Source organism: Terriglobia bacterium (assembly GCA_020073495.1).
Taxonomy (GTDB): Bacteria; Acidobacteriota; Terriglobia; order Terriglobales; family Acidobacteriaceae; genus JAIQFD01.
In genome coordinates this window covers 43729-63784 of the sequence record JAIQFD010000008.1, presented here as the reverse complement: position 1 = coordinate 63784, position 20056 = coordinate 43729, and the positions used below count along the sequence as shown (strand labels likewise).

Genomic DNA, 20056 nt, shown 5'->3' with positions numbered 1-20056 from the left:
CTGGATTCGTAGGAGTGTGGCATGAAGATCGGCATTCTCACCGGCGGCGGCGACTGCCCGGGACTCAACGCGGTGATCCGCGCTGCGGTCCGCAAGGGCATCTTTCACTTCGGCGACGAGTTCCTTGGCTTCCTCGAGGGCTGGCGGGGCGTGCTGGAAGACAAGACCATGCCGCTCGGGCTCGACCAGGTCGCCGGCATCCTGCCCCGCGGAGGGACCATCCTGCGCACCTCGCGCACCAATCCCGACAAGCATGAGGGTGGCGTGAACCGCTGCGCGGAGAACCTGAAGAAGCACGAACTGGATGCGCTCATCGCCATCGGCGGCGACGACACCATGCGCATCGCCACCAAGCTCAACGCCATGGGCGTGAAGGTGGTGGGCGTGCCCAAGACCATCGACAACGATCTTTCCGGCACCGACTTCTGCTTCGGCTTCGACACCGCCGTCAACGTGGCGACTTCCGCCATCGACCGCGTGCACACCACCGCTGAGGCGCACGCGCGCGTCATGGTGGTCGAGGTCATGGGACGCGACTCCGGCTGGATCGCCATCTACAGCGGCCTGGCCGGCGGCGCTGACGTCATCCTCGTCCCCGAGCGCCCGTTCGATATCGAAGACGTCACCGCGGTCATCCGCAAGCGTTACGAACGCGGCCGCCTGTTCAGCATCGTAGTGGTCGCCGAAGGCGCCAAGCTGATCAGCGACGTCGACCCCAACCACGGCGCCCCGGTGGTGACCGAGATGGGCAAGGACGAATTCGGCCACGTGCGCCTGGGTGGCATCGGCAACATCCTGGCGCGCGAGATCGAGAAGCGCACCGGCTTTGAGACCCGCGCCGTCGTGCTCGGCCACATCCAGCGCGGTGGCTCGCCCAGTGCCTTCGACCGCGTGCTCGCCACCCGCTACGGCATGGCGGCCATCGACGCCATCCACCGCTCGGAATTCGGCGTGATGATGGCCCTGCGCGGCACCCAGATCGTCTGCGTCCCGCTGAACGAGGATATCCTTCGCACCCGCTTCGTGGACCAGGACCTGGTGGAGGTTGCGCTCGGCCTGCACGACAAGCTGGAAAAGGTCGGGGCTTGACGTATTATCGTTTCACGATATTCTGGCGGCGGGTTGCTCCCGCCGCCGTTTTCGTTTTCACGGCGTGACACCACTCGGATTGACAGGCGGAGGTACAATGACTCTTCCCCAAGTTGTGGGCCATGAGGAGCGTGGTTATGAGGAACGTGTTCAGGGTGGCACTGGTGGTGTTGCTTGCATCCCTGCTGGTGCAGGCAGCGGAACAGCGCAGGAAGCGTGTAGCCATCATGGATTTTGAGTACGGGACGGTGCGATCGGCCGTAGCCGGCATCTTCGGCACCGACGTGGATGTGGGCCGCGGCATCCGCGACCTGCTGGTCAAATACCTGGTCAAGGACGGCACCTACTCCGTCATCGAGCGCGCTGCGCTCGACAAGATCCTGGCTGAGCAGAATTTCTCCAACAGCGATCGTGCCAACCCGGCCAGCGCCGCGAAGATCGGCAAGCTCCTGGGCGTTGACGCCATGGTCTTCGGCAGCATCACGCAGTTTGGCTACGACAACAAGCAGACCAAAGTCGGGGGTGGAGGAGGCGGCTGGGGCGGCTTCGGCATCGGCGGCTTCTCTCACAAGAAATCGAAAGCTATCGTCACCGTGGACGCGCGCGTCGTGGACATCGATACCGCCGAGATCCTGCTGGTGGCCGACGGCAAGGGTGAATCCTCGCGCGAGAGCACCTCGATGCTGGGCGGCGGTGGGAACTGGCACGGATTTGGCGGCGGCGCCGTCGACTTCGGCTCCAGCGATTTCCAGCAGACCATCCTGGGCGAGGCCGTCAAGGGCGCCACCGAGCAGATGGCTTCCGGACTCATCCAGGGCGCGGAAAAGCTGTCGGCCCGCACCATCACGGTCGAGGGCCTGGTTGCGTTCGTGGATCGCAGTACCGTCGTGTTGAACGTGGGCGCTAAGTCGGGCCTGAAATCAGGCGATCAGCTCTCGGTCGAGCGGGTCACCCGCGAGATCAAGGACCCTGCGACGGGCAAGATCCTGCGCCGCATGAGCGATAAGATCGGCGTCATCCAGATCACCACGGTCGACGACAACTCGGCCGAGGCGAAAATCGTCAGCGGCTCCGGCTTCAAGGTCGGCGACATGGCCAAGACCACGACCCAGTGAACGCAGCGCACGAATGGCAAAGGCCGGCTTCTGCCGGCCTTTTTCCTTTGCGCGGATGCCACGCTCTTATCTTTTCTTTCTACCCCCTCCCCCTCATCAGGCGAAATAAAGGGGTTAGCGCTTGATATCAAGGGGATCAGGAGGTCCGGTACAGATTTCAGTCCCCCTCCCCCCTGCCTCGATATGTCGAAACAAAGGACTTAGGACCGGAAATATGTGAGGTATGTCGTTTCAAAGAGCTTAGGGCCGCCGGATATGCCGGCGGCTCGGCGGCGCATGGGGCCGCTACATCCAGAATAGCAAGTTCAAGAGGAGGGAACGCGGTGGGGCGGGGCGGTTAGGCCTGTAGGATCAGTGGGTTGGAGGCACGAAAAATAAAGTTCTTGACATAGCTTAAAGCTATACAAATCCAGATTGTGCGCGTGTCATTGTTTTCAGGGAGTTGCGGTGGGAGAAAGGACTCACACTGTAAGGACAATCCCCACCCTGTCGCTCGAAAGGCGCGAGCGACAAGGGCGGGGCACCCCCGAATCTTTCGGAGTACCGAAAGGGTGGGCCAGCCCCCTGGTAACGCCGACCACGGTCCTCCTCGGCCCGGGCGGCCGTGTAGACGGAGCGTGGGTCGGGGTACTCACGTCAGATGACATGCGTCAGATCAGAGTGGGACTAGGTGCGCAGTAATGGCGTTATTGAGGCCTCATTCGTATCGTAAGATGGAGGTAGTTCCAATATGCAAAGCAAAATAAAGGCTCTGGGCCGAGTCTCAATTCTCGTGGCAGGACTGTGCCTGTTGTCGGTATCGCTGTCGGTTCCGGCAGCAGTGGCAGCTCCACCGGTTGAATACCCAATCTGTTCGGAGAGTTGCTGGCAGGTTGGCGATTGGTACTGTGAAGAGCATGCACCACCGAGGTGTCCGCTTTGCGGCGTTACCTACTGCTATGGAAAATGAACCTTGCGAGCGGGAGAGCGCACTTAGCCCTCCCGCTTCACCCTTTTTCTTGCGCACGCCGGAGGGCCGCTCAATGATCCGCAGTATGGTTGCCTGTCTCGTCCTGATGGGCACACTTCTTGCCCAAGCAACTCCTTCGAGTCAGAAAGATCTGCGGGACCTCATTCATGCTGCAGACCGCCTTCCGATCGAATATCGGGCCGACCTTGAGTTTGAGATTCTGAATCGCGTGACGGACGATGCGCTGAAGGTCCAGACCTTGCGGTCCTTGTTCCAGGCTGCGCCCGGCGCTAAGAAGAAGCTCAAGGAGAAAGACGCGCTCTGGATCGGGCGAGTACGGCACAGGGAGATTGCCAGGGCTGAAGTGGTACTCAACCTTACCAGTCTTGATATCCAGGTACGCGCCGTTCGGATGCTCATGCCAGCACACAGGGCGCTTGCGCTGTATCGAACGATCGACTTCAGAATCCCCTCAACCGATTGCTCCTCGCCAGTCGTCTATGATCCGGCCGACTATTACGAGCTATTGGGTGAGCTGATCGGTAACAATGATTCGGTGCGAGCTAACCAAGGTGCACCCGTGCTCGACATTCTTGAGGAACGACTGCGGCGCATCGCTTCGCCCATGGAATTGATTCCCGCTGCGAAGACGATCATCGGCGCCAACTTGTCGGGAGAAGAGCTGCGCAGGGCAATCTCGTTATACGTAGCAGCACTCAACCAGCTGACCGCAACCGACCGCGAAGCGGGCTTCCTGGAGTTCGACACGCGCCTTACCAACGCGGTGGCAGAGCTGGCGCATCATGCGCGGGAGAAGCAGCTTTCAAGAAATGACATTCTGTTGTCCTACTCCTCCTTTCTGCGACGCAGCCTGAGCGGCCAGGCATGCGCAGATCGCTCGGCAGATCGTGACTTGGTTGCCGCACGCTTCAATCAGGTGGCAGCGGATTTTTCGCAATCGGGGGGATCACCACATCTCGATTTCACTGATCTTCGTCCGTCGGGAGCATCGGGAGTCGCTGTGATCGAACGCTTACCGGAGGGAAAGGACTTCCTGCGGTTAATGAAATCAGTCGAGGACCTTCGCTCGATGCGGGGAACCGACTTCAGCCGGGAAGCACTGCGCGATGCGATCGAGGAATTCAGGAACAAGCTAGAGAGCACTCCGGACCGTTCAGGCCCATGTTCGGCCTGCACGTTTCACCTCAAGACGGCGATGTATCTTTTTCTCATCGATTCCACTCCCCCCGAGATGATGCCAGCGGTTGCGAGAAGCTACGTGCGCTTCCTTGCCCGGAGTGAATTGAAGGAAGACGCTCCCATGGAGTGGCTGTTCAGTCTCAAGAGGTTGTTGAATCAAACCAGGGTGGCGACAGAAGCGCAGAAGCAAACATTCGAGCGCCTTACGAAAGCGGGGCACGTATTGACTGGTTTGCCTAGCCCCGCTGCTCCGCAGATCCTCGACGCTCTCCAGGAGAGCGAGGACGATGTTCTTCTCCTGTATCTGCGTGAGCAGAAGGTCCTGAAGTTGAAGTACTTCTCTCCTTATGAAGCTCTTACAGGCGCAAGAGCTCCTACGATCGACTGATGCTTCCTGAAGAGCGAGAACCCAGGCGCGAGCTCGCCAGCCGCCGACAAGATCACTGCGCTTCTCCGGCCGCGTGCACCAGCTCCTGCTCCCCAGTGTCACGGGTTTCTGTATCTCATAGCTCTGCCGCAATGAGATCGCGAAGGTGCCCCATCCTTTACGGCGTGGTTTTAGGGTGGGACCAAGGGGTAGGGGGTCAGCCCGAGGCGGGGCTGGGAATCTCGCGGGCGATCTCGCCCTGGGGCGTGGTGCCGGTGACTTCTTCCGAGAGGGCGCCCCCGGACGCCTGCTGGGCGACGATCAACTGGCGTGCCTCGGCGCGCAGTTGCGGCAGGCGGACAGCGAACGCGATGCCGCCGACGACGCACACTGCCCCGCCGATGGCGACCGTGACCGGGGCGCTCAGGCCGTGGGCCAGGGCGCCCGCCAGCAGCGCGCCGAAAGGCGCCATGCCCATGAACATCACGGCGTAGAGGGCCATCACGCGGCCGCGCAGTTCGTCGGGGACCATGGCCTGAATGAGCGTGTTGGACGACGCCATCTCCAACATGAAGCAAAATCCGACAGGCAGCAGCAGCGCCGCCGACAGCCAGAAGTTGCGCGAGAAAGCGAACAGGATCAGGCAGGCGCCGAAGCCCGCCGCGGAGACTGCGACCCACTTCCCCAGGCCTGTTAGACCGCGCCGCGTGGCCAGCGTCAGGGCGCCGAGCAGCGCGCCGACGCCGGTGGCGCCCATCAGGATGCCGAGGCCGCGCGCGCCCCCGTGCAGGATCTGGTCGGCAAAGATGGGCATGAGCACGGCATAGGGCATCCCCATCAGACTCATCAGGCCGAGCAGCAGCAGGAGGTCGCGGATGGGCGCGGTGCGCGCCGAGTAGTGAACCCCTTCGATGATGTCGGCCAGCGCCGAGCGCTCGCCGCGGGAGCGCACCACGGGACGGATATTCATGAACAGCAGGCTGATGATGACCGCGATGTAGCTGACCCCGTTGCCGAAGAAGCACCAGCCCTCTCCGAAGGCCGCGACCAGAACGCCAGCGATGGCCGGGCCCACGATGCGCGTGCCGTTCACCATGGAGGAGTTCAGGGCGATGGCGTTCATCAGGTCGTCCTTGCCCACCATGTCCACCACGAAGGCCTGGCGCACAGGGATGTCCACGGCGTTGACCACGCCGAGCAGAGCTGAGAGCACGAAGACATGCCAGACGCGCACTGTGCCCATCAGCGTCAGCGCGGCCAGCACGAACGCCAGCATCATGGCGGCGGTCTGAGTGGCGATGACGACGCGGTGCCGGTTGGCGCGGTCGGCGATGGCGCCGCCGAAAGGGCCGAAGAGAAAGACGGGAAACTGTCCCGCGAAGCCGACCATGCCCAGAAGCAGGGCGGAACCGGTGAGCCGGTAGACGAGCCAGGATTGCGCGACCTGCTGCATCCAAGTCCCGACCAGCGAGACGAACTGGCCGCTGAAGAAGAGCCGGAAATTGCGGTGGGCGAGGGCGCGGAAGGTGGCGGCCAGGCGCGACGGCTCAGGCTCCATCCCAGAATCAGCCGGTGTGGTCGCGCTCACTCGTTCATGCCCTCACGGATTGGATGCGCCGTGCCCCAGCAAAAGCGCACAAACTGCTTACTTCTTGGGCCGCTTGCCGGGCAGTCCGGCGGGGTTCTCGTGGGTGCGCTCGCGGAAGCCGCCGCGCATGCCGCTGGCCAGGCCGACGGCACCATCTCCGAACTTGTCGCGCAGGCGGTCGGCGGTGGAGAGCGCCTGCTTCCAGCGGTCGTGGCGCTGGCCATCAATCAGGTCGAGCTGCCCTTCGCTGCCGCATAGTCCGGAGGCATGCACGCCCAGCAGCCGGACCAGCGTTCCAGCGGACCAGTTAGCGCGGAACAGCGTGCGCACGTGCTCGAAGAGCTCGGTATCGAGCTGGGTGGCGGTGTCGACGGAATGGGCGCGGGTGATGGTCGAAAAATCCGCGTGGCGCAGCTTGAGCTGGATGGTGCGAGCGAACAGCTTGTGCTCGCGCAGGCGCCGGCCGACCAGCTCGCAGAGGTGCGCGAGGGTGGTTTCGAGCTGCTGCTGGTCGGCGGTGTCGTGGCTGAAGGTGTGCTCGTGGCTGATGGACTTGGGGCCCTCGCCCTCGCCGACTTCGGAGTCGAACCAACCGCCCGCATCCTCTCCGCGCGCCTTCCCTGCCAGCGCCATACCCCACTTGCCAAAGCGCTCTTCGAGAAAATCTTCCTCCAGCCTGGCCAGGTCGCCGACCTTGTGGATGCCGAGGTCGTGCAGGTGCTTCTCGGTGACCTTGCCGACACCGGGGACCTTGCGGACATCCAGAGGCGCCAGGAAACGCGCCTCCAGCCCGGGCAGGACCCAGAGCACGCCGTTCGGTTTGGCCTGGTCGGAGGAAACCTTGGCCACCAGCCGCGAGGCTGCGATGCCGATCGAGCAATTGAGCTGAGTGTCACTCTTGATGGCCTGGTGAAGCGCGTGCGCGGCGCGCAAGGGCGGGCCGTGCAGGCGCTCGGTGCCGGTCATGTCGAGGTAGGCTTCGTCGATGGAGGCCATCTCGACCTTGGGCGAGAAGCGACCGAGCACGTCGTACACCTTTTCCGAGTACTCGCGGTAGCGGTCGGGATGACCGTCCACGAAGACGGCGTGGGGACAATGCTTGTAGGCGGTCCGCAAAGGCATGGCGGAGTGTACGCCAAACTTGCGCGCCTCGTAGGAGGCGGCCGAAACCACGCCGCGCTCGTTGGGGCGTCCGCCGACCACCACTGCCTTCCCCTTCAGCGAAGGGTCGAACAATTCCTCGACTGAAACGAAGAAGGCGTCCATGTCCACGTGAAAGATCGTGCGCGGGGCAGGCACGAGCTGATTGTAAGCCGTCGTGCAATGGGAATCGCCGGTCTGTTCAGCTCTTTCCGCCAGCGTGTACCATAGTGCGATCGATCGGGGGTGCTATTGCACGAACAGGACCAGACCAAGCCCATTTTGCCCGGCAAGGGCGCATCGGATTATGAACGCTACCTGAGGACCGACGACCTGCTGGCGCTGCAAAAGCCGCCGGAGGAGATGCTTCATCCCGACGAACTGACATTCCAGGTCACCCACCAGAGTTCCGAGCTGTTGATGAAGGCGGCGGCGTGGGAGCTGGATCGGGCGCGCGAGTATGTCGAACAGGGCGATTACGCGAACGCAGGGCGGCTGATCCGGCGCGCCGATTTCGAGCTCGACTTCACTATCAACATGCTGCACATCCTGGAGACGATCACGCCCTACGACTACCACGTGATCCGTGCCGGCCTGGGGCACGGCAGCGGCCTGGATTCGCCGGGGTTTGTCGCCCTGCTGCACGTGGGGCCGCGCCTGGGGGAAGCTTTCTTCACGCAATTGGAAAAGGCCGGGCTGACTCCGGACGAGCTTTATCGGCGCCACGCGGAATTCTTCGGACTGCACGACGCGGCCGAGCAGATGCTCGAGTTCGATTCCCGCATGCAGCTGTTCCGCTACAAGCATCTGAAGTTGGCGCAGCGCATCATCGGCGGGCAGGTAGTCGGAACGATGGGAACGCCCGTCGAGATCCTCAAGCAGCGCATGGAACACGGTGTCCTGTACAAGCCACTGTGGGACGTGCGCAACGAGATCACCGCCAAGATGAATGCCGCGCTGGAAAAGCAAACCCAAGGACACAGCTAAACGATGAAACTCGTCACCTTCGAAGACCCGTCGAAACGCCGACGTATCGGAGCCCGCACGCCATCGGGCGAGATCGTGGACCTGACCGCCGCCTATGCGCTGTATCTCAAGGATGTCGAGGAGCAGAAAGACGAGCAGCGCGCGGCCGAGCGGCACGTCCCGCCGAACATGCGCAAGTTGTTCATGGAGGGCGCGGTCGAGGATGCCCGCAAGGCATTCGATTACGCCCTGAAGCGCGGCCCGCAGGCACAGAGCCCCGCGGGCGAACGCATCCTCTATGGCGCGAAGGAAGTGAAGATCAAAGCGCCCATCATCCCGCGAAAGTTCTTCCACACCGCGGGGAATTTCCGCGAGCACGACGAAGAGGCGCAGAAGGCAGGCTTCTCGCATCCCGTGCTGCCCTGGATCGTCTTTTTCCAGAACATCGACGCCATCATCGGCCCCGACGAGCCGGTGGTGTACCCGTCCCACCTGACCCAGGAACTGGATTACGAGCTCGAATTGGCGGTGGTGATCAAGAAGGCGGGCAAGCACTTCACGGAGAAGGAAGCGGCGGACTACATCGGTGGGTACGTGATCTTCAACGATGTGACCGCACGCGACATCCAGCGCCAGGAGATGAAGTCGGGGGTGTTCAGCTTCTGCAAGGGCATCGATACCTTCTGCCCGCTGGGGCCGCACATCGTGACGCCAGACGAGATCCCCGACCCGCACAACCTGGCCATGGAACTTCGTGTGAACGGCGAAGTGCGGCAGCGCTCGCACTCCAACAAGATGGCAGTGAAGATCCCGCAGATCCTGGCGCATTACTCGGCCATGGGCTACAGCGCCGGTGACGTGCTCTCGACCGGCACTGTCTCCGGTGTGGCCGCTTTCAGCAGCGATCCCAAGGCTTGGTACCTGAAACCGGGCGACGTGATGGAGTGCGAGATCGAGAAGATCGGCGTGCTGCGCAATCCCGTGATCTCCTGGGAGCAGGCACACGGCGGGCCTCCGCCGAAGGCCGCCAGGGCGGGCTCGTAACATGGCCAACGTGGGAGACAAGATCTGGACCAGCGAACTGAACCGCCGACCCGGCATCCGACCGGAGTTCGCCTACGGCGGCCCGGTGCGCTTCTACGACACCACGTTGCGCGATGGCGAGCAGACTGTTGGCGTTGTGCTCACACCGCAGCAGAAGCTGGAGATCGCGCGCAAGCTGGACGAACTGGGGGTCGGCCGCATCGAGGCCGGCTTCCCGCGCGTGTCGGCGGACGATGCCGAGGCCATCAAGCTGGTGTCGCACGCCGGCCTGAAGGCCGAGGTATGGGGCTTTGCGCGCGCCGTCGCCGCCGACATCGAGGAACTCATCAAGCTCGGGGTAAAGGCAACGGTGATCGAGGTCCCGACCAGCGACCTCAAGTTGAACGCATACGGGATCGGCCGCGAACAGGCCCTGCAGCGGCTGACCAACGCCATCAAGTTCGCCACGGAACACGGGATCCGGGTGGCCTTTTTCCCCGTGGATGGCACACGCGCCGATCTCGAATTCCTGCGCAAGGCGTATCTCACAGCGATCGAAGCCGGAGCGGCCGAGATCGTGGTGGTGGACACCATCGGTGTCTGCGGGCCGGAGGCGGTGTTCTACCTGGTCAGCCAGGTGCGGTCGTGGGTGGGGCCGGAGATGCCCATCCACTTCCACGGCCACAACGACTTCGGCATGGCGACGGCGAGCGCGGTGGCCGCGGTGCGCGCGGGCGCGTCCTGGATCCAGGGAACGATCAACGGCATGGGCGAGCGCGCCGGGAATGCGGACATTGCGGAGGTCGCGCTGGCCCTGAAGTGCGTGTACGGCGTGCCGGTGGCGCTGAACCTGGCCAAGGCGCGCGAGGTTTCGGAGACGGTGCGCAAGCTCTCCGGATACCAGCTCGAGCCGTGGAAGCCCGTGGTCGGCGAAACGCTGTTCATGCGCGAGAGCGGCGCGGTGGCCACGCAGTTCCACATCCCCGAGGCCATCGAGCCCTATTCGTCCGAGCTGGTGCAGGCCCGGCGCGAGCTGGTCCTGGGCAAGAAGAGCGGAATCGATTCGATCGACATCAAAGCCAAGGAACTGGACCTGCAGGTCCCGCAGGAACAACGGATGGCTGTGCTCGCCGCCGTCAAGCAACGCGGCATCGAGAAGCGCGGGCTGGTGACCGACGACGAATTTCGCGAGATCGTTCGCCGAACTTCCGCCAAGTCTGCAACGAAATGATCACCGCAGAGTCACAGAGGAAGTCATTCCATGATCTCGCTGTGTTCTGTGTATCTCTGTGGCGAGATTTTTTTATCTTCCCTGCCCAACGCCGTACCTGCGGAAGTGGGGCAGAACGGCCTCGCCGAACAGGCGCGCCTGCTGCTCGCGGTTGTCGCCCCAGATCTCGAGCATGATGTTGGTGCATCCGGCGGCGCGGTACTCCTCGATACGCTGGATGCACTCATCGGGCGTTCCCGCGATGGCGCAGGCCTTGGCCAGGATGGAATCGGTCACTGCCTGAGCGGCAGCTTTGCGCCCGCCGCGTTCCATGGCATCTGCGATCGGTTGCAGCTCCTCGAACGTGAGATTCGCGCTCTGCAGCAGCACGTCAGCCGAGCCCTTGATGTTCTGCACCTTGTTGGCCAGGTACATAGCCGCCATCTCGCGCGCGCCTTCCTTGCCTTTCTTCGAATCGCGGTCTACGCTGCCAACGATCACTGAACCAAGGTCGAGCGAACCAGGGTCGCGCCCGGCTTTCTTCGCGCCTTCGTCCAAGTTCTGCTTGGAGTAGCGGACGAATGCGGGAGTGGTGATGCTGGCGGTGAGCAGGCCGTCGGAAGCCGGGTGCGAGCCCGCCAGTTTCTGCAGGACAGGGCCGGTGCCTGCGATGTACATGGGGATGCGCTCGCGACGCACGTGCGCATCGGAGTGGAGCGGTGGCGCATAGGCCTGGAAGGCCTTGCCTTCGTACTTCACCTCCCCGCCGTCGAGCACGGCTTTCACGATATCGAGGCTCTCGCGCATGACGGTGGCGGGGCCGACTTCCTTGCCCTTCTCGCCCTCGCCGATCTCCTTCATGAAGATCTTCGACGCCCCGAGTCCGAGGATGAAGCGGTCCGGGCCGGCGGCGTCCTGGAGCACGCGCGCTTCCATGGCGATCTGCACGGGGTGGCGAGTGTAGGGCGAGATGATGCCCCAGCCGATGGCGAGTCTTTTGGTCTCATGCGCGATCACAGCGGTCATGGCGGTGGAGGAGCGCGCCTCCATGCCGTGCTTGCGCCACCAGGGATAGGCTTCGGCCAGCCAGAAGATGTCGAAGCCGGCTGCGTCGCAGGCCTTCGCCATGCGGACCGTCTGGTCCAGCGGCTCCATGCTCAGTTGCAGTACACCGATGCGGAATGGGACCGACATTGTTCCCTCAGGGGCTAAAGCCCCATTTTTGTGCTTGCCACTACGGCGCAGCTGAAGCTGCGCCCCTTCAAATCACGGGTTTGTGAACGAGCGCTCCAGGCCTTTCACCAGCTGCCAAACCATCTTATTCAACGGCGTCGGGACGCCGAACTTCTCTCCCCACTTCACGATGGCGCCGTTCATGAAATCCACTTCCGTCTGCCGTCCGGCTTCGACGTCCTGAAGCATGCTGGCCTTGTGCTCGCCCGGGGCCTGCGCGCCCTTCCGAACCATCTCGCGCGGATCTCCGTGCAGAGTGATGCCCTGCGCTTTCGCGACCGCCTCGCCTTCGCGGATCAGGGCCTCGAACAGATCGCCGGTCGGGCCGAAGCGCGTGGCCGCGCTGTGATGCAGGCGCGTAAGCGCGCCAACGGGATTTGTTGCGGCGTTGAAGATCAATTTTGTCCACTGCGCGCCGCGGGCGTCGGACAGCACGATGGTGTTCATGCCGGAGCGCGTCATCACCGCGCCGAGTTGCTCGACCATGTCCATGGGCGTGTTGGCGGGCTCGAAGGGGCCGATCCAGGTATCGCCCTTGATGTCGTAGCCGACGTGACCCGGCTCGACCAGGTGCCCGGCGGGGAATGTGGTGCCGCGGATGACGTACTTCACGTGCTCCGCGATGAGCTCCTCGTTACCCACGCCGTTCTGGACGGAACAGATCGCGCTCTTGTCGTCGAATACGCGGGCCGCCTGCCTTATGGCGCCGGCAGTGTGTATGGCCTTAGTGGCCACGATACCGAAGTCGCAACGGGGAATCTGTGCAGCGTCGTTAGAGGCGCGCAGCTTGGCGGTGAAGTCCTCCGCGCCGCTCAAACGCAGGCCGGCGCGGTTGATGGCGTCCACATGCGGCTTGCTGACGTCGTAAGCCCAGACTTCGACTCCCTCCAGCCGCGCCAGATGCGCGGCGAAGAGACTGCCTACGGCTCCGCAACCGATTACACAGATGCGTGTCATTTCCGCTCTCAAAACTGAAGTACTCAGTACTCGGTACTCGGTACTCGGTACTCAGTTAACTGCGCCTAGCGCGAGCAGCTGCCTTTTTCTGAGGGGCCTTCTCGCTCCCGTCGTAAAACTTCCACTCGATCTCCGAAAGATTTTCACCGACCTTTTTGCCGATGCGGAAGGTGTCCTGGGTGTAGAGGCAAACGGCGCCATCCTGGTCCACGACTTGTGGATGCAGCGAAAAGATCATGTTTTCCTTGAGCTCGATGTCGCTCTTGGCACCGACCGCCGGGTGCTCCAGCATGGTAAGGCCGATGGAATGCCCGGAGAGGTGCCCGAGGGAAAAACCGTGCCGGGCAAAGGTATCCGCCACCGCCTTGTGCACGGTGCTGGCAAGTTCTCCTTCGCGCATGAGCAAACGCGCAGCCTCCGTCGCTTCGGGGTATGCCGCCTTCATCTCCAGCGTGCGCTTGCTGGGCTTGCCTTGGATGAGCGCGCGAGAGAACTCGACCCAGTAGCCTTCTGAGCCGGTGATCTCCAGCGAGTAGAGCATGAGGTCGTCGCGCCCGACCACGCGGTGGCCGGGGACTTTGAACGCAGCTTCGGCCTCGCCGTTCGTGCCCGAGAGCAGTATGTTCATCATGCGCGATCCGGCGCCGCGGGCGAAGAAACGCTCGACCGCGGGGGCCATGATCTCGGCCTCGGTGCGGCCGAGCTTGTAGGCGGCGACCAGCGCCCAGAAACCGTCCTCGATGATGTCCATGGCGTCGCGTACCTGGACGAGTTCTTCGTCGCTCTTGACCGCGCGGGCCATGTCGAAATGGAAATCGAAACCCACCCACTCCGTACTTGCCTGCACCATCTCGCGAAAGTCACGCACCGTAAGGATGTGGTCGAGACCATACACGCCGACGCGCTTCCACTTCTTCTCTTCGGCTTTTTCGCGCAGCCAGCGGCCGGGGAGGTCGGGCCAAACCTGGTCGCGCACCCAGGGCTTCTTCTTGTCGCCGATCCAGCGGGCCTCGCGCGGGAAGATCAGCGTCGGCTCGCCTTCGAGGGGCAGCAGGACGTACGCGTAGCGGTGAACGATCTCGAACCCGGAAACGTAGCGCACCGCTCCTTCGAACCCGGCGTACTGGTTGCCGCAGACGAGCAGCGCGTCCACCTTCTGCGCCTGCATGGTCGCGCGCAGGTTCTTGTAGCGGCGGCCGATCTCAGCTTGCGATGGGAACATTCGGTTCGTTCAGGGCCTCAGGATGAATGCACTCCGCAGATCTCGGCCGCGGTGAGCGCGTAGACCTTGGTGATGTCCACCAGCGTTTTGATCGCGACCTTCTCCCCCTGGTGGTCGCGCGGGCCGCTCGATGGGCCGTAGTTCACCGTCGGGATGCCGAAGCGCGACATGACGGACGCGTCCGAGCACCACAGCACGGTGTCGCGCCCGGGCAGCTTGCCCAGCACGCGCTTGTGGCTGGCCTCGATGGCTTTCACCATCTCGTGGTCTTCGCTGATGGTCGCGCCGGGAACTGAGACGTAGGTCTCGAACTCGATGCCATAGTCGGAAAACTTCTTCTGCAACCCGCGGACAAGGTCCCGCACCTGGTGGCGCGCCTCCGTCATCGCCATGTGCGGCGGAACACGAACGTCAAGAAACAGGTCGGCGGACGAAGGGGTGCGGCTGGCGCGCCAGGGATCGCCAGCGCGCAGGCAGCCCAGGTTGATGATGCCCTTGTGGCCGCCGAATGCGGTCTTCTTCGCCCACTCCTGCGCGAACTTCTTGACGTCGCCCAGGACATCGTACATGCGGTTCAGCGCGTTCTGCTGCTCACGTCCCTCGGCGAAGGCGGTGTGGACGTAGATGCCCTTGGTCGAAATGCGCGCCCACATGGAGCCGCTGTGCTCCAGCACCAGCTTCATGTCCGTCGGCTCGCCCAGGATGCACATGTCCGGCAGGATGCCGTGGTTAACGAGATAATGCGTGCCGGCGCCGTAGCCGCGATATTGCCGGCCGGTGTATTCGCCCCATTGCGTCTTCTCGATCTCGCCGGCGACACAGCCGATGATGACATCGCCTGCGAGCTTCACGCCCGCCTTCATCAGCGCCTTCACCGCGTGGGTGTAGCAGACGAGCGCGCCCTTCATGTTGTAGATGCCGAGGCCGTAGATGAATCCGTCGCGCACGATGGCGTGCGGCTTGTATCCGATGCCCGTCAGGAAGGGCTCCTTGCCGGTGTTCGACGTGTCCATGTGGCCGTTGAACATCAGGTTCTTGCCGCGACCGTGGCCTTCCCAGCGAGCGACGACGTTGGCACGGCCCTCCTCCACTTCCTGCCAGGTGACGTTCAGGCCGAGATCGTTAAAGGTGCGGCGCATATACTCCGCCATCGCTAGCTCTTCGCCGGTTGGGCTGGGAATGTCCACAACATCGGACGACATTTGCACGATCTCGCTCTCGTCGATCTGGGCGAGGATGCGCGCCACCAGCGCAGGAGAGAGTGATCTTTGTTGTGCGGCCTTCTTCATTGAGTTTTTCACTTGCTCGGTTTCCTGCGCGGCTTCTGCGCGCTGCGCGCCCGAGGGGGCCGCGCCGCGCTGTACACCCGGAAATCGTCGGGATAGCGGCAAAGCTTCTCGTTGCCCTCTTTTTGGATCAGGAAATTGTCCTCCAGGCGCAGCCCGCCGCCGCCCGGCCAGTAGATGCCCGGCTCAATGGCGAGCACCATGCCCTTGCGGATGGTCCCCTTTCCCGCCTGGTGCGCGTACGGCGGTTCGTGCGCTCGCGCCCCGACCCCATGGCAGACCGGATGCGACGGCTGGCCGGGGTATCCACCTTCGGCGATGCGCGAGCGAATCATGCGGTCGAGCTCGGGGAAATCCGCGCCGTCCTTGGCGTAGGCGATGGCCTCGTGAAAGACCTTCAGCAGCAGATCGAGGAGCTGGTTGTACTCCTTCGTCAGCTCGCCAATGCAGACATTCTTGGTCAGATCGTTCCAGTAGCCGTCCACGCACACCCAGATCTCGAACAGCGTGGGTTCGTGCTCGACCACCGGGCGGTCGCGCGTCGCGGTAAAGGTCGCAATCCCCGGCCCCGACCACACCAGCGTGAACGCGCGCGCCATCTCCACCTTGCCCTTGTAACCGACGCCGACGCCGTGGACGTAGCCCTCGAACAGAGCGGCGACCTCGCTATCCTTCATGCCCGGCTTCATGCGCTCGCGGGTGTAATCCATCGCCTCGGCGGCCAGCTCGTTGGCCAGGCGCATGCGCTCGATCTCCTGGTCGGTCTTGATGGCGCGGGCTTCGATCAGCAGGGGCGTGGCGTCGGCGATCTGCCCCATCTTGGCGCGGAAGGTGTCGAAATAAGTCTGCGAGAAGACGGTCGGCTCGCCGACCATCCGGTCGGCGGCTTGTGTCCCCTGCGTCAACTCGATCCCGACCTTGTCGATCCACCCGTTCTTGCGCAGCACTTCGACGCACAGGTCCACGCAGCGGAAGTTGGGTGGACGCGGGTCCTTCTCGTCGTACCCCTTGAAGAGCTGGATGTTCTTGGTCCAGGCGGTGCGCTCGGCGTCGGCGAGCTGAGGCTCGATGACACACAGCACGGGATCGCCCTCGGCGGGAAATACGACAGCGTCATATCCCTTCATGCACCAATAGTTCGTCAGGTAGAGGATGTTGTCGGGCGCGCGGCAGACCAGCGCCGACAGGTCCTGCTGCTTCATCAACGAGTGGACGCGCTGGAGCTTGATGCGGTCGATGGGCCATCCGGCGGTGGTCGGCATCACTTGGCTATCCTGTACGATTCGAGTGCGTGTTTGGCCGTCGTCTTGCGCGTGTCCCCCTCCCAATCCCACGAGAGTTCCCGGCCCTTGATCAGCCGGTAGAGGGCCGTATTCAGCGGCGCGGGCACGTTGAGACGCTCGGCTTCACGAGCAATCGCGCCGCACAGAAAATCCACCTCGGTCGGCTGCCGATGGCGGACATCGTAGAGCATCGAGGTCGGATGGTCGGTCTGGCAGCCGATCTTGTTCATCTCCCAGGGGTCGTCGTGAAGCTGCACGCCGGCAGCCGCGGCGATCCGCTTCCCTTCCTCGATCAAGGCGCGCATCAGATGGCCGAGTGACGCAAGGTCCTTCTCGTCGCCGAACTCGCGGCAGTGCGGCAGATCGGTGAGCGCGGAGACCGCATTGACGGAGGCGTTGAAGATCAGCTTCGACCACTGCGCCGGCTTGCAGTCTTCGAGGGCCTCGGCCTTCAGACCACCGGCGATGATCAGCTCCGCCGCCTCCTTCACCATGGAGAACGGCGTCCCGGTCGGCTCGAATGGTCCGAGCCAGGTGGCGGTATCGAGCTCGTACTGCACGTGCGTGTCGCTGTGGCGGGTTCCGCTCATGAACGTGGTGCCGCGGATCACTTTGCCACTGGTGTGGGCGGCGATGATCTCTTCGCTGCCCAGCCCGTTCTGTGCTGAGATCACCGCGCCTTTGTCGAACAAGTGACCGACCGGATGAAACGCCTCGTCCGTCTGTGTCGCTTTGGTCGCCACGATGCCCAGGTCGAACTGGGGTAGGCGCTCCGGACGTGTCTCCGCCTTCACTTTCGCGGAAAATTCGTGTGTGCCGGAGACGCGCAATCCGCGCTCATTGAGCGCACGGGCATGATCCTCGCGGCGGACCAGGCACCACACCTCGGCCACACGCGCCAGGTGCGCGGCGTACAAGCTGCCGATGGCGCCCGCCCCGATGATGCATATCCTCTTCATTTATGCGGTCGCTCGTCTCGCGATCTTGACGTTTTGCGACTTTTGCCCTGCCCGCGCGCGCTGAAGCGCGTGATAGATGCTGGTGCCGGTGTTGTGCGAGTCGTCGACGATCACGCCGTGCTCGAACAGCGCGTCCTGGAGCGCGGCCGATAGGGCGTGGATCGGCGCCGCGCCGCCCTCGCCCATGCCTTTGGCGCCACTGTAGGTGTGCGGTGACGGCGTTTCGATGGAGCCGAACTTGATCGCCGGCATGTTCATCGCGGTGATGGGGGTGTAGTCGCTGAACGTCCCGGTCAGCAGGTTGCCGGACTCGTCGTACACGCAGGACTCCATCAGCGCGGCGCCGATGCCATGCGCCGTCGCTCCGTGCACCTGCCCCTCGACGATCAGCGGATTGATCATCTTGCCGCAGTCGTCGATGGCGACGTAGTCGAGGATCTTCTGCACGTACGTGTCGCGATCCACCTCGACGACAGCGATGTGCAGTTGCGCCGAATAGGTGAGCGTCAGGTTGCCGTACTTTTTCGCGATGTCGGGCAGCTTGAAGGGCGCGCGCCAGGTGTAGCGGCAGTTGAGCGTGAGTTCGTACAGCTCCTCGGGCAGGACCGCCGAATTCGTGTTCACGATGTTCGCCAGCCCGATGTACGGGATCATCTTCTCGGTGCCGCGCACGCGCACGAGGCCGCCCTGCTCGTTGTGACCGAGTTCCAGATCTTCTTCTTTCGCCTGCAGCGCGAACGCGGCCAACCTGAGTATCTCCTTCTTGACCTTCTGTGCTGCGCCGTGCACCGCCGAAAGTCCGGAAACAGCGAACTGGCTGGCGTAGGTGCCGGTAAAGCCGGTGTGAACATTGCGGTCGGTGTCGAAGCCCGCCCGGACGGTGACCTGGTTGGGATGAACGTTGAGCACGTCGGCGACGACTTGCGACGCGACCGTCTCATGGCCCTGGCCTTGCGGCACGGAGCCGACCGCGACCACCACCTCGCCAAACATGTCGAGCTTGACGTTCGCCGCCTGCGAGTTGCCGCTGAAGGGCGCGTCGGGATTGACGATGCGCGCCTGTCCGAAATTATTGGTGCCGGAATCGAGCGTGGTGCCGATCCCGATGCCGATCATCCGGCCTTCCCTGCGCGCCTCGGCCTGCTTCTTGCGCCAGCCGTCGTAGTCGATCAGCTTCTTCGCCAGCGCCAGCATCCCCGGATAATTCCCCGAGTCGTACACACAGCCATTGGGCGTGGTGTAGGGCATTTCGTTGGGCTGGATGTAATTGCGCAGGCGCATCTCGTCGGCGGGGATGCCGAGCTCATGCGCGCAGAGATCCACGCAGCGCTCCAGGAACCACAGGTGCTGCATGCGCGAGTAGCCGCGGTTCGGTCCCACCGGCGTCTTGTTCGTGACCACCTGGGTGAACTCGATGCGCGCGCTCTTGAAGCGGTAGGTCGCGGGAAACACCTGCGACCAGATCACCGCTCCCAGCGGCTCGTAGCGCGGGAAAGCGCCGCAATCGTCGAGATGGTTCGAAACCACGGCGGTGATCACGCCGTCCTTATCGAGGGCGATCTTGGTGTCGCGGAAAGTGCGCTCGTTGCCGTGCGCGCTCGAATTCATGTGCTCGGAGCGTGTCTCGGTCCACTTGATCCAGCGTCCGCCGGCCTTGCGCGAGGCCAGCGCCGCCACGGCCATCTGCGGGTAATTGTTGATCTTGATGCCGAAGCTGCCGCCGATGTCGAAGGTTTCTACCCGGATCTGGTCGATGTGCACGCCCAGCGAGGGCGCCAGAAGCTGAATACCGATCGTGGGAAAGGAGTTGTTGCACTGGAAGTAGATGCGGTCTTCCTTCAGGTCCCACTTGGCGATGATGACGTTGTTCTCCAGCGGCGTGGAGGAGAAGCGATGGAAGTGCATTCGGTCGATCTCGACCACGTGCGCCGCCTCGCGGAAGGCTTTCTCGACGTCGCCGAACTCCCACGTGCCATTCCAGATGACGTTCGAGCCTGCGCCTTCGTGGACGATGCTTTTATCGGTCGCGGCGAACTCAGCGTCGATGACCGGCTCGAGCGGCGTGTACTCCACCTGCACCAGTTCGGCCGCGTCTTCGGCGATGTAGCGCGACTCCGCGACGATGGCCGCGACCGGCTCGCCCTGGTAGCGGACCTTTTCGTGCGCCATGGGAAGGTCCTTGATCTTGCCGCAGACACCGGGACCAATCTCCATGAAAGGTGCGCACAGCCCCGCGAGCTGCTCACCGGTAAGCGTGCACACGACCCCAGGCAGCGTTGTGGCCGCCGAGACATCCACGCGATCGATGGTGGCGTGGGCGTAGGGCGAGCGCACCAGCCGCATGGAGAGACAGCGCTCCGGCTTCAGGTCGTCGATGAACTTCCCCCGGCCGCGCACCAGCCGCGCCTCTTCCTTGCGCTTGATGGGCTTGCCCACCCAGTTCCCGTTCTTTTTCTCGTCTGGCATGTG

General features: G+C 63.3%; 15 protein-coding genes. 6 read left to right on the top strand and 9 right to left on the bottom strand.

The window, feature by feature from the left end:
• The first annotated feature begins 21 nt into the window (after positions 1-21).
• The 3 genes from LAN37_16520 to LAN37_16510 all read left to right on the top strand — a co-directional run bounded on the left by LAN37_16520 (position 22) and on the right by LAN37_16510 (position 4741).
• Positions 22-1089, top strand: coding sequence for a 6-phosphofructokinase (locus tag LAN37_16520; protein MBZ5648815.1), 1068 nt, complete (start codon positions 22-24; stop codon positions 1087-1089).
• Between the two features lie 137 nt (positions 1090-1226).
• On the top strand, positions 1227-2204 hold the full coding sequence (locus LAN37_16515; protein MBZ5648814.1) for a curli production assembly protein CsgG: 978 nt from the start codon (positions 1227-1229) through the stop codon (positions 2202-2204).
• Between the two features lie 1022 nt (positions 2205-3226).
• Complete coding sequence (locus LAN37_16510) at positions 3227-4741, top strand: hypothetical protein (GenBank protein ID MBZ5648813.1); 1515 nt, start codon at positions 3227-3229, stop codon at positions 4739-4741.
• A 196-nt stretch (positions 4742-4937) separates the two neighbouring features.
• Here LAN37_16510 and LAN37_16505 read toward each other — a convergent pair whose 3' ends face one another.
• Both LAN37_16505 and dinB read right to left on the bottom strand, forming a co-directional pair.
• Positions 4938-6278, bottom strand: coding sequence for an MFS transporter (locus LAN37_16505; GenBank protein ID MBZ5648812.1), 1341 nt, complete (start codon positions 6276-6278; stop codon positions 4938-4940).
• Between the two features lie 87 nt (positions 6279-6365).
• Entirely contained in the window at positions 6366-7574 is a 1209-nt protein-coding gene (gene dinB, locus LAN37_16500) for a DNA polymerase IV (GenBank protein MBZ5648811.1), read from the bottom strand.
• Positions 7575-7694: 120 nt separating this feature from the next.
• Between dinB and LAN37_16495 the strand changes: the two genes are divergently transcribed.
• From LAN37_16495 to LAN37_16485, 3 genes are all read left to right on the top strand, one after another.
• Positions 7695-8435 carry a tryptophan 2,3-dioxygenase gene (locus LAN37_16495; protein MBZ5648810.1) on the top strand — a complete coding sequence of 247 codons (741 nt, stop codon included), beginning with the start codon at positions 7695-7697 and terminating at the stop codon, positions 8433-8435.
• Positions 8436-8603: 168 nt separating this feature from the next.
• Positions 8604-9458, top strand: coding sequence for a fumarylacetoacetate hydrolase family protein (locus LAN37_16490; protein ID MBZ5648809.1), 855 nt, complete (start codon positions 8604-8606; stop codon positions 9456-9458).
• Position 9459: 1 nt separating this feature from the next.
• Positions 9460-10668, top strand: a complete 1209-nt coding sequence (locus LAN37_16485) for a hypothetical protein (protein ID MBZ5648808.1) — start codon at positions 9460-9462, stop codon at positions 10666-10668.
• Between the two features lie 72 nt (positions 10669-10740).
• Here the strand turns inward: LAN37_16485 and LAN37_16480 are convergent, their stop codons facing one another.
• The 7 genes from LAN37_16480 to LAN37_16450 form a co-directional block, all read right to left on the bottom strand.
• Entirely contained in the window at positions 10741-11841 is a 1101-nt protein-coding gene (locus LAN37_16480; protein ID MBZ5648807.1) for an LLM class flavin-dependent oxidoreductase, read from the bottom strand.
• A gap of 72 nt (positions 11842-11913) precedes the next feature.
• The gene (locus LAN37_16475; GenBank protein MBZ5648806.1) at positions 11914-12837 is read right to left on the bottom strand and encodes a 2-dehydropantoate 2-reductase; all 924 of its coding nucleotides are present in this window, start codon (positions 12835-12837) and stop codon (positions 11914-11916) included.
• Between the two features lie 55 nt (positions 12838-12892).
• Complete coding sequence (locus tag LAN37_16470) at positions 12893-14059, bottom strand: M24 family metallopeptidase (GenBank protein ID MBZ5648805.1); 1167 nt, start codon at positions 14057-14059, stop codon at positions 12893-12895.
• A gap of 17 nt (positions 14060-14076) precedes the next feature.
• Positions 14077-15348, bottom strand: a complete 1272-nt coding sequence (locus tag LAN37_16465; GenBank protein MBZ5648804.1) for a M20/M25/M40 family metallo-hydrolase — start codon at positions 15346-15348, stop codon at positions 14077-14079.
• A gap of 8 nt (positions 15349-15356) precedes the next feature.
• Positions 15357-16607: a Xaa-Pro peptidase family protein gene (locus LAN37_16460; GenBank protein MBZ5648803.1), complete on the bottom strand. Its 1251-nt coding sequence runs from the start codon at positions 16605-16607 to the stop codon at positions 15357-15359.
• The gene (locus tag LAN37_16455; protein ID MBZ5648802.1) at positions 16607-17587 is read right to left on the bottom strand and encodes a 2-dehydropantoate 2-reductase; all 981 of its coding nucleotides are present in this window, start codon (positions 17585-17587) and stop codon (positions 16607-16609) included. The genes LAN37_16460 and LAN37_16455 overlap by 1 nt, the downstream gene beginning before the upstream one ends.
• On the bottom strand, positions 17588-20053 hold the full coding sequence (locus LAN37_16450; GenBank protein ID MBZ5648801.1) for a xanthine dehydrogenase family protein molybdopterin-binding subunit: 2466 nt from the start codon (positions 20051-20053) through the stop codon (positions 17588-17590).
• Positions 20054-20056: the final 3 nt, after the last annotated feature.

What these genes read in the sequence shown, in the direction of transcription:
- LAN37_16490 (MBZ5648809.1), top strand. Translation starts at nt 8,604, where the DNA reads ATGCGCAAGTTGTTCATGGAGGGCGCGGTCGAGGATGCCCGCAAGGCA.
- LAN37_16450 (MBZ5648801.1), bottom strand. Translation starts at nt 20,053, where the DNA reads ATGCCAGACGAGAAAAAGAACGGGAACTGGGTGGGCAAGCCCATCAAG.
- LAN37_16465 (MBZ5648804.1), bottom strand. Translation starts at nt 15,348, where the DNA reads ATGAAGAAGGCCGCACAACAAAGATCACTCTCTCCTGCGCTGGTGGCG.
- LAN37_16520 (MBZ5648815.1), top strand. Translation starts at nt 22, where the DNA reads ATGAAGATCGGCATTCTCACCGGCGGCGGCGACTGCCCGGGACTCAAC.
- LAN37_16475 (MBZ5648806.1), bottom strand. Translation starts at nt 12,837, where the DNA reads ATGACACGCATCTGTGTAATCGGTTGCGGAGCCGTAGGCAGTCTCTTC.
- LAN37_16510 (MBZ5648813.1), top strand. Translation starts at nt 3,227, where the DNA reads ATGATCCGCAGTATGGTTGCCTGTCTCGTCCTGATGGGCACACTTCTT.
- LAN37_16505 (MBZ5648812.1), bottom strand. Translation starts at nt 6,278, where the DNA reads ATGGAGCCTGAGCCGTCGCGCCTGGCCGCCACCTTCCGCGCCCTCGCC.
- LAN37_16515 (MBZ5648814.1), top strand. Translation starts at nt 1,227, where the DNA reads ATGAGGAACGTGTTCAGGGTGGCACTGGTGGTGTTGCTTGCATCCCTG.
- LAN37_16470 (MBZ5648805.1), bottom strand. Translation starts at nt 14,059, where the DNA reads ATGTTCCCATCGCAAGCTGAGATCGGCCGCCGCTACAAGAACCTGCGC.
- LAN37_16480 (MBZ5648807.1), bottom strand. Translation starts at nt 11,841, where the DNA reads ATGTCGGTCCCATTCCGCATCGGTGTACTGCAACTGAGCATGGAGCCG.
- LAN37_16460 (MBZ5648803.1), bottom strand. Translation starts at nt 16,607, where the DNA reads ATGCCGACCACCGCCGGATGGCCCATCGACCGCATCAAGCTCCAGCGC.
- LAN37_16455 (MBZ5648802.1), bottom strand. Translation starts at nt 17,587, where the DNA reads ATGAAGAGGATATGCATCATCGGGGCGGGCGCCATCGGCAGCTTGTAC.
- dinB (MBZ5648811.1), bottom strand. Translation starts at nt 7,574, where the DNA reads ATGGACGCCTTCTTCGTTTCAGTCGAGGAATTGTTCGACCCTTCGCTG.
- LAN37_16485 (MBZ5648808.1), top strand. Translation starts at nt 9,460, where the DNA reads ATGGCCAACGTGGGAGACAAGATCTGGACCAGCGAACTGAACCGCCGA.